The organism is Mucilaginibacter sp. 3215 (genome assembly GCF_050433785.1).
In the GTDB taxonomy this organism is placed as follows: Bacteria; Bacteroidota; Bacteroidia; order Sphingobacteriales; family Sphingobacteriaceae; genus Mucilaginibacter.
Genome location: NZ_JBNPWO010000019.1, coordinates 56,236 through 68,789 on the forward strand (window position 1 = coordinate 56,236; position 12,554 = coordinate 68,789).

7 protein-coding genes are annotated in these 12,554 nt (G+C 44.4%); all 7 read left to right on the forward strand.

Annotation, left to right across the window (positions count from 1 at the left end):
- Positions 1-238 precede the first annotated feature (238 nt).
- The 7 genes from ABIC84_RS23175 to ABIC84_RS23205 all read left to right on the forward strand — a co-directional run bounded on the left by ABIC84_RS23175 (position 239) and on the right by ABIC84_RS23205 (position 12,467).
- On the forward strand, positions 239-3,253 hold the full coding sequence (locus ABIC84_RS23175) for a SusC/RagA family TonB-linked outer membrane protein (protein WP_429265094.1): 3,015 nt from the start codon (positions 239-241) through the stop codon (positions 3,251-3,253).
- Positions 3,254-3,269: 16 nt separating this feature from the next.
- Complete coding sequence (locus ABIC84_RS23180; RefSeq protein WP_429265095.1) at positions 3,270-4,892, forward strand: RagB/SusD family nutrient uptake outer membrane protein; 1,623 nt, start codon at positions 3,270-3,272, stop codon at positions 4,890-4,892.
- A gap of 55 nt (positions 4,893-4,947) precedes the next feature.
- Positions 4,948-6,267, forward strand: coding sequence for a BNR repeat-containing protein (locus ABIC84_RS23185; protein ID WP_429265096.1), 1,320 nt, complete (start codon positions 4,948-4,950; stop codon positions 6,265-6,267).
- Positions 6,268-6,416: 149 nt separating this feature from the next.
- Complete coding sequence (locus tag ABIC84_RS23190) at positions 6,417-7,652, forward strand: DUF2264 domain-containing protein (protein ID WP_429265097.1); 1,236 nt, start codon at positions 6,417-6,419, stop codon at positions 7,650-7,652.
- A gap of 14 nt (positions 7,653-7,666) precedes the next feature.
- Positions 7,667-8,773, forward strand: coding sequence for a glycoside hydrolase family 43 protein (locus tag ABIC84_RS23195; RefSeq protein ID WP_429265098.1), 1,107 nt, complete (start codon positions 7,667-7,669; stop codon positions 8,771-8,773).
- A 1-nt stretch (position 8,774) separates the two neighbouring features.
- Positions 8,775-10,628, forward strand: a complete 1,854-nt coding sequence (locus tag ABIC84_RS23200; protein WP_429265099.1) for a glycoside hydrolase family 2 protein — start codon at positions 8,775-8,777, stop codon at positions 10,626-10,628.
- 9 nt (positions 10,629-10,637) lie between these two features.
- Complete coding sequence (locus ABIC84_RS23205; RefSeq protein ID WP_429265100.1) at positions 10,638-12,467, forward strand: glycoside hydrolase family 35 protein; 1,830 nt, start codon at positions 10,638-10,640, stop codon at positions 12,465-12,467.
- Positions 12,468-12,554 lie beyond the last annotated feature (87 nt).

Consider the following 12,554-nt stretch of genomic DNA (forward strand, 5'->3'; position numbering starts at 1 on the left):
AATTTATAGTTTTACCCCTCTCTCGTAATGCCAAATTACGCTTATTTCGTTTCAACCGACAGGCAATAAGCAGTACCAATATTTTATTGCCGGCAATTCATAAACTAAAAATTAATGCTATGAAAGTTTCAAAAATGTGCAACCGGGCAGCTTTTGCCATGGTGTTAAACCGGCCCGGATAGGCTCAGTTACCACCCGAAATTCCAAATTAAATGAACCCTATAAACCAAATTAAATTATGAAATATAGATTTACTCTCTTAAAAAGTTTTTCCGTATTGCTTTTAATGATGATGCTCACAGGCATTGCTCAGCTGGCAAGCGCGCAAACAAAAATTAATGTAAAAGGCGTTGTAAAAGATGCCACAGGTAACGCGTTGCCGGGTGCAACGGTAAACGTTCAGGGCACAACCCAGTCAACCACAACAGATGTCAACGGCGCTTTTAAAATTGAGGTAACAGAAGGCTCCACATTAAGGATTTCTTTCGTAAGCATGGTTACTAAAAGCATTGTGGTTACTAAAAATACTACCACACTAAACGTAGTGCTTGATGATAGTAACAAGCAGCTTAACGAAGTAGTGGTGGTTGGTTACGGTACGCAAAAACGTTCGGATGTTACGGGCTCGGTTACAACGGTACCTAAGTCTCGCTTGTCGCAGTTGCCTGTTACAAACGTTTTGCAGGCCGTAGAGGGTGCCGTTGCCGGGGTAACTGTAACCACATCATCATCAATTCCTGGTCGCCAGCCTTCAGTTACAGTTAGGGGGCAAAACTCAATCTCGGCTGCTTCTGGCCCTTTCGTGGTAGTTGATGGTATCCCGCTTACCAAAAGTGGAGGATCACTTAATGATATTAACCCCAACGATATTGCATCAATGGAGATCCTTAAAGATGCTTCCGCCGTTGCTATTTATGGTGCTAACGGCTCGCAGGGCGTTATCCTGATCACTACAAAACGTGGTACTACTGGTAAACCTGTAATTCGTTACAATGGATATGCCGGCTATGAAAATCTGGGGCATATACTTGAACCACGTGATCCGGCCTCATTTACCCAGAAGTTCCTTGATTATGAGTCGCAAAACCACTTAACCCAGCAATTTCCCGAGCCGGTGTATAATAACTCTGAAAGGGCTAACTACGCTGCCGGCCGCACTATTGATTGGGTAAAAGAAGTTACCCAGCAAGGCTTTATGCAGGATCACAACCTGAGTGTAACAGGCGGTACCCCTGATGTTAAATACTTTTTATCAGGCGATTACCTAAAACAAAAAGGTGTGATAAAAGGCTATCAGTATAACCGTGCAAGCGTACGTTCAAACTTGGATGTAAACGTAACCAGCTATCTGAGTGTAGGCGCCAATTTGTATTTCGCCAATAATAATTATGATGGCGGCAGGGCAAACTTACTCAACGCTACAGCCATGAGCCCCTATGGTAACATATATAATGCTGATGGCACTTATGCCATTTACCCAATGGCCCCCGAACAGCTATATGTTAATCCTCTGCTTGGTTTAACTACCGACCAGATAAACCGAAGCGTGAATATAAGCGGCAACGGCTATGCCGAAGTAAAATTTGGCGGTGTACTCAAAGGTTTAAAATACCGCTTAAATGCTGGGTATACTTACCTGCCTACCCGTGTAGACGGCTATAGCGGCCGTTTAGCTAATACGCCTTTAGGTTCCGCAACCGCGGTAAGTTCCGAAACAAATAGCTACACGCTGGATAACCTGTTGCTTTATACCCGCGATTTTGGTAAGCACCGGATCGATTTCACCGGCTTATACAGTGCTCAACAACGTAAATATTTCATTTCGGGAATAGCCGGTACTGGTTATATAAACGACGAACTGTCATTTAACCAGATTGGTATTGGCGCAACAGTATCAGGTGCAAGTGTAAATGGCTTTTCAGGGAGCTATTCAGACAGATATGCGCTTAATTCGCAAATGGCCAGGTTGAATTATTCATATGACAGCAGATATCTGGTAACCCTGACCGTAAGGCGCGACGGTTCATCAGTATTTGGTGCCAATACTTCCAAATATGGCTGGTTCCCGGTTGCAGCCATTGGTTGGAATGTAAGTAATGAAGATTTTCTCAAAAACTCCAAACTGATCAATAGCTTAAAGCTTAGGGCATCATATGGTAAAACAGGTAACGAGGCTGTAAGCGTTTACAGAACCATTACATCGGATGGTACTGTAAGGTTTCCTTTTAATGGAGTAAGCACCGTAGGCATACAAGCGAGCAACCTTGGTAATGGCAACCTGCACTGGGAGAGCACTAATCAGGCTAATATCGCGGCCGACTTTTCTGTGTTGAATAGCAGAATCAGCGGTACCGTGGAATATTATGATTCAAGAACAACCGGGCTATTGTTAAACCGTGCACTACCAACCATTACCGGTTACAACCAGGTTGTTGATAACATAGGTAAGGTAGCAAATAAAGGTATCGAGGTAACGCTAAATACCCGCAATATTGATGGCAAAGATTTTAGATGGGAAAGCACTATTGTGTTTGCAGCTAATAAAAATAGAGTTGTTGCCCTTTATGGCGATGGCAAAGATGATATTGGCAACAAATGGTTTATTGGCAAACCTATCAATGTAATATATGATTATAAAATGACCGGTGTTTGGCAAACAGGCGAAGATCCTTCCAAGCAGGATCCCGTTGCTAAGCCGGGCGATTTGAAATTTGCCGATATTAACGGCGATGGTAAAATTACTGCCGATGGTGACAGGGTAATATTGGGACAGCAGGACCCTAAATGGACGGGCGGTTTAACCAACACGTTTCATTATAAGAATTTCAACCTAAGCATTTTCGTACAAACTGCACAGGGCATGTTAAAAAATAACGCCGATTTAAATTATGCCGACGAATCGGGCAGAAGAAATACGCCTGCCGCGGTTGGTTACTGGACACCAACTAATAATAGCAACGACTTTCAGTCATTAACTTATACCAACACGCGTGGTTATGGTTATCCGCGTAATGCCAGTTACACCCGTATTAAAGATGTGACCTTTAGTTATGTGGTTCCTCAAAGGTTGCTTGATAAAGCGGGCATAAGCGGTTTAACCTTTTATTTAAGCGGTAGAAACCTGAAAACTTTTACAAACTGGATAGGATGGGATCCTGAGGCCAATTACTCGACCCGCGGATCGGGCGATTGGACAAATAATTATCCACAAACCCGTACAATTATTTTAGGTGCTAATATTTCTTTAAAATAACAAACCCGTAAAAGACATGAAAAATTATTCAGCAATATTACTCTTTGCAGGGGTGTTAACAGTGTTTGCATCCTGCAAAAAATCATATCTCGACGAAAAACCATACTCGTCATATACTCCCCTTACTGTTACCGATTCATTGGGTATGGAGGCATCGGCAATAGGGTTATACAACCTTGAAACCGGTATCCTAACCTATTCAGGTGCGCAAGGCTGGCCAAGTGTATGGCAGGTAGGTACCGATGTGGCGAATGCTACAGCCCAACAGCAGGGTATTGAGGTGCCTTATTATAATTACAGCCTGTTAACATCACAGGATGGCGCCGCTAATTATATCTGGGGCAAATATTATGCAATGATCAATAATGCCAATATTATAATTGATAATGCCGAAAATCCATCAAATACAAAATTGGGGTCTATTGGTAAAAAGCAGGTAGAAGCAGAGGCTAAGTTTTTCAGGGCCTATGCCTATAATAACCTGGTTACCTTATTTGGTAAAGTGCCACTTACTGATCATGCTTTAACTGTTCCTAAAACAAATTTTACCCGTGCATCACTTGATGAGCTAAATGCGCTTATCGTAAGTGATCTTACTTATGCAAGCACTAACTTGTCTGATTTAAATGCAGGTAACTCGAAAACAAATGCTCAGGGAAAACCGGTTGGCAGGGCTAATAAATACATGGCCATGCAGCTATTAGCTGAAGCGTACCTGCGTATGGGTAAAAATGACCTTGCCGAACAACAGGCACAAGCGGTTATCAGCAGTGGTAAATTTAGCCTTATCAAAGCCCGTTATGGTGTAAGAGCAACCGGCGCAGGCGATTACTATTCAGATATGTTTGTATATGGCAATGAGCGTAGAGCACAGGGAAACACTGAAGCCATCTGGGTACTTGAGCAGGAAAATCCATCTGTTGTAGTTGGTGGTAATGTAGATAATGCCCAGCAACGCCGGGTATGGGGCGCTGCTTATTATGCAGTTCCCGGAATGTTACCTTGTGACTCATTAGGGGGGCGTAGTATTGCCAGGTTAAGGTTAAGCAACTGGGTACTTTACGGCTTGTACCCTCAAGGCGATCTTCGTAATTCACAATACAGCATTAAAAGACAATACTATTACAATGATCCTAAGTTCCCAGCTTTATTAGGAAAACCCGTACCATTTGCCGGTGCGGATACTTTATTCAGGATTTGCCCAAGCACAACCAAATGGGGAGCCTTTGACCCTAACGATACCTTTGGATATGCCATGATCAAAGATTTTATGATGATGCGTTTGGGCGAAACCTACCTGCTGCTCGCCGAAGCACAGTTTAAACAAGGTAAAACTGCTGATGCAGCCACTTCTATTAACGTGTTAAGGACGCGGGCTAATGCACCACAGGTAACGGCCGCGCAAATGACACTTGATTTTATACTTGATGAACGTGCCAGGGAATTGATAGGCGAGGAAAACCGCCGCCAAACCTTGATGCGAACAGGTACACTGGTTGATCGTGCCACACGGCTTAATAGTAACGATGCTGTTCACCCAACAACCGGGCTCGCAGCTAAGAATCTGCTGCTACCTATCCCACTGTCTGAAATTCAGTTGAATAAAGATGCGGTGCTGGAGCAAAACCCGGGTTATTAATTAAAACACAAATAAAAAGTAAGGGCGATATTAATTGCCCTTACTTTTACTTTTTATGAAGCTATACTGTTTAAAATACCAACTTTTACTATGTATCCTGCTTTACGGCGCTGTGTGCGCAGTGGCCCAAACTGGTAAGATAACTGCCAGTACCATAGGCTTAGGATGGGCAAATAACTCGGTTAATACGGTTATATTCCGTAAAAATTCGCTCGTTACCTTTAAGGGCGAACAATATGCAGCCTATTATAATAACGAACAGGTACTGGTGTTGGCTAAAAGAAAAAGCAATTCAACCAACTGGAAGGTTGCCACAACGCAATACAAAGCCGACGCTGCTGATGCCCATAAGGATATCAGTATTATGGTTGATGGTGCCGGTTATTTGCATGTTGCCTGGGGGCACCATAATCAGGCTTTAAACTATGCTAAAAGCATTAAGCCCGGCAGCCTTATTTTATCAGATCCGCAAAGCATGACGGGGGGTGGCGAAAACAAGGTCAGCTATCCCGAATTTTATCGTTTACGGGGCGGCGATCTGTTATTTGTTTATCGGGACGGTGGTTCGGGTAACGGAAACCTGGTCATGAACAGGTATAGCATAGCTACTCAAAAATGGGTCAACATACAGCAAAATCTTATTGACGGTGAGGGCAAACGCAATGCCTACTGGCAAATGTGCATCGATAAAAAAGGGACAATCCATATTTCATGGGTTTGGCGCGAAAGTCCTGATGTAGCAAGTAACCACGATATGGGTTATGCCCGCTCAAATGATAGTGGCCTGAGCTGGGAAAAATCAACAGGCGAAAAATATACGCTGCCAATTAATGCGGCAAATGCCGAATATGCCTGCAAAATACCGCAGCACAGCGCACTCATCAATCAAACATCCATGTTTGCCGATGATAAGGGTAATCCATTTATCGCCACTTATTGGCGCGATAGCAGTACAACCATCCCACAATATCATATTGTTTATAAAACCGGAAATAATTGGAGTTCGGTTGATCTTGGTTTCAGGAAAACAGCATTTAGTCTTGGCGGGACAGGAACCAAACGGATTCCGATTTCGCGCCCGCAGATCATTGCCTGGAGTAATGGCGGGAAACAATCAGCAGCACTAATTTTCAGGGATGCCGAACGCGGTGATAAAGTTTCGGTAGCGATGAATGCCGACCTGAAAACTTCAAACTGGCAGGTTAGCGATTTAGCAACCGCACCTGTAGGGGAATGGGAACCGACTTATGATACCGAGCTATGGAAAGATAAAAAGATCCTTAACCTGTTTATACAACAGGTAACGCAGGTTGATGGTGAAGGTAAGGCCAGTATACCGCCTACAAAAGTACAGGTATTGGAATGGAAGCCTTGAAGTTGTAAGTCTTAAGTTTTAAGTCAGAAGTCTCAAGTCGAAAGTTCTAAGTCTTAAGGAAAATACGACTCAAGACTTAGAACTTTCGACTTAAGACTTTCAACTCAGAACTTAAATAAGAGCATAATAAAACAAAATAAATAGCCCGGATGAAAAAACTCATATTTTACTTCATATTGATAAGTGCCCCGTTTTTGGTATCCGCCCAAAACAAAAAGAATATCGCCCAGGTGTCCGACAGGAAATTGTGGTTAAGCTACATGGATAAGGTAGCCCGGCCTGTGATCAGCAACCTTGCAACCGATCAGCTTAAAGAAAAAATGCCGATGGAATTGTCTGACAGGGTAGATAATAAGGAAAGCCGTGCCAAAGTGGGCTATCTGGAAGCATTTGGCCGCACGCTGTGCGGCATAGCGCCCTGGATACAACTGGAAGGAGGTAATCCTGCTGAAGTAAAACTTCGCGAACAATACAGAGCCTGGTCTTTAAAGGCTATTGCAAACGCGGTTAATCCACAAGCTAAAGATTACCTGCAGTGGAATGGCGGCCAGCCCTTGGTTGATGCTTCGTTTGTAGCTTTTGCGTTGGTACGGAGCCCATGGTTATGGGAGCACCTTGACGAAACTACCAAAAAGCAGGTGGTTGCAGTAATGAAAACTACCCGTGCAACGGTTCCTGTTTACTCCAACTGGATTTTGTTTTCGGGGATGATAGAGGCATTTTTTTGCAAATATGATTTGGGCTATGATCCGGTAAGGGTTGAATTTGGCATCCGCGAATTTACCGAACACTGGTACGTTGGCGATGGTATGTATTCGGACGGAATGAGTTTTCATCTCGATTATTATAATAGCATCGTGATCCATCCCAATCTGAGCACCATATTGGAAGAGGTTAATGCTAAAAAGAAAACTTATTTACGTGAGGAGCAGCGTGAGCTGGCTGTTGGCCAACGTTATGCCGAAGTGCTTGAGCGCCTTATTAATGCTGATGGAAGCTTTCCGGCTATCGGACGGTCGATAGTTTATCGCGGCGGCGCATTTCATCATCTGGCAAATATCGCCTACAAAAAACAACTGCCTGCAAGCCTGAAACCGGCACAGGTAAGATGCGCGCTAACAGCTATGATCAAAAAAACGCTTGGCGCACCGCAAACTTTTACTGCCGATGGCTGGCTTAATATGGGTTTATATGGCAAGCAGCCCGGCCTGGCCGATTTTTATATTACAACAGGCAGCCTGTATTTCTGCGCTACCGTTTTTGTACCCTTAGGCTTACCCGAAACCGATCCGTTTTGGGCCGATGCGGACGAACCATGGACGGCTGTTAAAATTTGGAGCGGCCAGGATGCACCTGCAGATCATGCACTCGATATCAGAAAATAATACAACATCTTTATATGAAATACTATCGTTTTTTATTGCCGGCCTTTTTGCTGCTAAGTATCCTCGGTCGTGCGCAAACCAAATTAACCAGTTTTAGTCCGGGCGCAATCTGGCCAGATGATAAAGGGGTGCACATTAATGCCCACGGGGGAGGCATTCTGTATAATAATGGGGTTTATTATTGGTTTGGCGAACACAAAATTGCCGGCGATGCAGGCAACCGGGCAATGGTTGGGGTTCATTGCTATTCGTCAAAAGATTTATACAACTGGAAGGATGAGGGGATTTCTCTGAGCGTTTCGCCCGATACTACAAATGATATAGCAAAAGGCTGCATCCTGGAAAGGCCCAAAGTTGTTTATAACAAAAAGACAAAGAAATATGTAATGTGGTTTCACCTGGAACTATTAGGCAAAGGCTACAGCGCTGCCCGCGCCGGGGTTGCTGTAAGCGATAAGGTGACCGGCCCCTACAAGTTTATTAAAAGCTATCGCCCCAACCCGGGGCAGATGCCGTTTTATCCGGCACTTACACACGAAGGTGATAAAATAAACTGTATTAATCCGGCTCACGAAACCGATAAGTTTTTTTGCCGCGATTTGCCCGGCGGTCAGATGGCCCGCGACATGACCGTTTTTGTTGATGACGATGGCAAGGCTTACCACGTTTTTTCATCCGAAGAAAACTACACCCTTGACCTGGCCGAACTAACTCCCGATTATACAGGGCATACAGGTAAGTTTATCCGTATCTATATAGGCCACCAAACTGAAGCTCCTGCATTATTTAAACGTAACGGAATTTATTACATGATAGGCTCGGGCTGTACAGGTTGGGCACCCAACGCCGCCCGTTGGTTCAGTGCAAAATCAATCTGGGGGCCATGGACCTACCACGGCAACCCCTGCCAGGGACCGGATAGTCAAATTACTTATGGTGGCCAAAGTACTCATGTATTGCCTATTGCCGGTAAAAAAGATGCCTTCATATTTATAGCCGATAAATGGGCTCCAAAAGACGCCATTGACGGCCGTTACCTCTGGCTGCCCATCAGCTTTAAAGGTGATGACATCGAAATAAACTGGGTAGATAATTGGAACCTTGACGTATTTAAGAAATAATATGCGAAATTTTATAAGCTTGTGCTGTCTGCTGTTCATTGCCGTTACGGCGACTGCTCAGGACAGTCTCATTACCAATATTCAAAGCCGTAAAGCACTTGATCTGAACGGCAAATGGCAATACATTGTTGATCCGTACGAAACCGGGTTTTATGATTATCGGTATAAGGAGATCAACGAAAAAAATGGCGATGCCTATTGGAACAGCGGCATCCCGGCTAATAAAACTGAGAAAAAGGAGCACGGCTATATCGATAAATATAGCATTGATGTACCCGGCGACTGGAACCATCAAAAGCCGGAGTTTACTTATTACGAAGGAACTATCTGGTATAAAAAATCGTTCGACTACGTTAAACCGGCCAATGGCGGCAGGCAGTACCTTTATTTTGGTGCGGTAAATTATAGGGCCGATGTATACCTGAACGGTAAAAAGCTGGGCATGCACAAAGGTGGCTTTACGCCGTTTAATTTTGAAATTCCTGCAGGGCTGCTTAAGGAAAAGGATAACCTGTTGGTGGTTAAGGTTGATAATAAACGCTACGCCGATGAAGTGCCTACCCTTAATACCGACTGGTGGAACTACGGTGGTATAACCCGCGATGTAAAACTGGTTGAAGTACCGTCTACTTACATCCGCGATTTTGTGATCCAGCTTAAAAAGCCTGTTAATGGTGCAGTCCCCGCTAAACAACCGGAGGTAAGCGGATGGGTTAAATTGAGCGATACTCCGCCAACTGGTCAAAATATCACCGTGCAAATACCCGAACTTAAGTTTAGTAAGCAGTTTGTTGCCACAGGCGTACTTACACAGGTGAGCTTTAAATTGCCAAAGGTGCAGCTATGGTCGCCGGAAATACCTAAGCTGTATAAAGTTATTATCAGCACCGGAGCTGATAAAACAGAAGATAAGATCGGGTTTCGTACGATTGAAGCTCATGGCCCGCAGTTGTTGTTAAACGGCAAGCCCGTATTTTTACGGGGGATCTGTATCCATGGCGAAATACCACAGGATGTACGGAGGGCTTACAGCCAGCAGGATGCGGAACAATTGTTAAATCAGGCGCATGAACTGGGCTGCAATATGGTAAGGCTGGCACATTATCCCCATGATGAAAAGATAACCCGCCTGGCCGACTCGCTGGGTATTATGGTTTGGTCGGAGATCCCGGTTTACTGGACGATTGACTTTGGCAACGCAGCAGTACTTGAAAAGGCAAAAGCACAGCTTAATGAAATGATTACCCGCGACCATAACCGTGCCAGTATCATAATCTGGTCGGTTGGGAACGAAACGCCGGTAAGCCCAACCCGTACTGATTTTATGCATAACCTCATTATCAAGGCTAAACAGTTGGATGATACGCGTTTGGTTTCAGCTGCGCTGGAGGTAAACTATGGCTCGGGTAAGGATTTGAATGTAGTAGACGATCCGTTGGGAGAGTTTGTTGACCTTGTTGCCTTTAACGAATACCTTGGCTGGTATGGCGGCATGCCCGATAAATGCCGTACTACAAACTGGAGCACGCCATACAATAAACCTTTATTTATCAGCGAAACCGGGGCCGAAGCTAAAACCGGTTTTCATGCCGACTCATTGACCCGCTTCGGCGAAGAATACCAGGAATGGTATTTTAAAGAGCAGGTAGCCATGTTTAAGCGGATGCCTGCAAATTTCGTCGGCCTGTCACCATGGGTAATGGCCGATTTCCGGTCGCCGAAACGGAATAATCCGCTGTACCAGGAAGGCTGGAACCGCAAGGGGATTTATGATGATAAAGGCAACAAAAAGAAAGCGTTTTATATTCTTCAAAACTATTACAAACAAAAAAGCGCGGAAGCGCTGAAACGATAGCGCATCACGATGAAAAAAATTACAATATCCTTTTTAACATTATTTTTAGGCATCAGCATAGCAGGCTTTTGCCAAACTCCCAAACATACGTTTGCCCTGGGCGATGAAGCTTTCCTGCTGGATGGGAAACCTTTCCAGATGATTTCAGGCGAAATGCATTATCCCCGAGTACCGCGCGAAGCCTGGCGCGCCCGCATTAAAATGGCGAAGGCAATGGGCTTAAATACCATTGGTACTTATGTGTTCTGGAATCTTCACGAGCCACAAAAAGGCAAGTTTGATTTTACCGGTAATAACGATGTGGCCGAGTTTGTACGTATAGCACAGCAGGAAGGCCTGTGGGTGATCCTTCGTCCAAGCCCTTACGTTTGTGCCGAGTGGGAGTTTGGAGGATATCCTTACTGGCTACAGAATGAAAAAGGTCTTGAAGTACGCAGTAAAGAGGCTCAATATCTTAAGGAGTATGAGAGCTACATCAAAGAGGTGGGCAAGCAATTAGCTCCGCTGCAGATAAATCATGGTGGCAATATCCTGATGGTACAAATTGAAAATGAGTACGGATCGTACGGCAGCGATAAAGAGTATTTGGGCATTAACCAAAAACTATTTAAAGAAGCCGGTTTTGACGGATTGCTATACACCTGCGATCCTGCCCCCGATTTGGTAGCTGGTCATTTGCCGGGATTACTTCCTGCTGTTAACGGCCTTGATAATCCTGCAAAGGTTAAAAAGATCATTAATGAAAATCACGATGGTAAGGGCCCGTATTATATTGCCGAGTGGTATCCGGCCTGGTTTGATTGGTGGGGAACTGCCCATCACACTATCCCTGCCGAACGCTATGCCGGTAGGCTTGATTCTGTACTGGCAGCGGGTATCTCTATCAACATGTACATGTTTCATGGTGGTACTACCCGTGCGTTTATGAATGGCGCAAATTTTAAAGATACCTCGCCTTATGAACCGCAAACGAGCAGCTATGATTATGATGCACCCTTAGATGAGGCGGGTAATGCTACCCCGAAATTTATGCAGTTCAGGCAAGTGATCCGGAAGCATTTGCCTGCCGGTATGCAATTGCCCGACGTACCGGCAGCTAAGCCGGTAATTACTATTCCTGCTGTTAAGCTAACGCAATCGGTAAGTTTATTAAATACCTTACCGGCGGCTAAAGAAAATATTACCCCGCTCACTTTTGAAGACCTGCACCAGGACTATGGTTTTGTGTTATACCGCACAGTTTTAAGCGGAAGCAAAGGCGGGCAGCTTAAACTTAAAGAACTGAGAGATTATGCAGTGATCATGATCAATGGTGAAAAAGTGGGCACGCTTGATCGCAGGCTTAACCAGGACAGCCTGTATTTAAAACTTCCGGCAGGTAAAGTAACGCTTGATATTTTGGTGGAAAACCTTGGCCGCATCAACTTTGGTAAGTATCTTTTGCAAAATAAAAAAGGGATCACTCAACAGGTGCTTTTAAACGGAACAGAAGTGCAGCATTGGAAAATGTATTCGCTGCCGTTTCATGATCTAAGCACCGTGAAATTCTCTGCTGCGAAGCAAAATGGAGAATCGCCGGTTATAAGGAAAGGTGGATTTACGCTGGATAAAGTGGGTGACACTTACCTTGATATGAGCAACTGGGGAAAAGGTGTGGTATGGGTAAATGGCCACAACCTTGGCCGGTACTGGGGCATTGGTCCGCAGCAAACCTTATACCTGCCGGTTGAGTGGTTGAAAAAAGGATATAATGATGTTGAGGTGCTTGAGCTGTTAAAACCTGAGCAAGATCAGTTATCCGGAATTGATAAACCGATATTGGACGTAGTAAAACCTTAAATAAGCTTAAAGCCAAAAGCTAAAGGCTCAAAGCTTATTTTACACGTATTGGCAAAAAAAGAGGCTTTGGGCTTTAGGCGTTTTGCT

What these genes read in the sequence shown, in the direction of transcription:
- ABIC84_RS23205 (WP_429265100.1), top strand. Translation starts at nt 10,638, where the DNA reads ATGAAAAAAATTACAATATCCTTTTTAACATTATTTTTAGGCATCAGC.
- ABIC84_RS23195 (WP_429265098.1), top strand. Translation starts at nt 7,667, where the DNA reads ATGAAATACTATCGTTTTTTATTGCCGGCCTTTTTGCTGCTAAGTATC.
- ABIC84_RS23175 (WP_429265094.1), top strand. Translation starts at nt 239, where the DNA reads ATGAAATATAGATTTACTCTCTTAAAAAGTTTTTCCGTATTGCTTTTA.
- ABIC84_RS23200 (WP_429265099.1), top strand. Translation starts at nt 8,775, where the DNA reads ATGCGAAATTTTATAAGCTTGTGCTGTCTGCTGTTCATTGCCGTTACG.
- ABIC84_RS23180 (WP_429265095.1), top strand. Translation starts at nt 3,270, where the DNA reads ATGAAAAATTATTCAGCAATATTACTCTTTGCAGGGGTGTTAACAGTG.
- ABIC84_RS23185 (WP_429265096.1), top strand. Translation starts at nt 4,948, where the DNA reads ATGAAGCTATACTGTTTAAAATACCAACTTTTACTATGTATCCTGCTT.
- ABIC84_RS23190 (WP_429265097.1), top strand. Translation starts at nt 6,417, where the DNA reads ATGAAAAAACTCATATTTTACTTCATATTGATAAGTGCCCCGTTTTTG.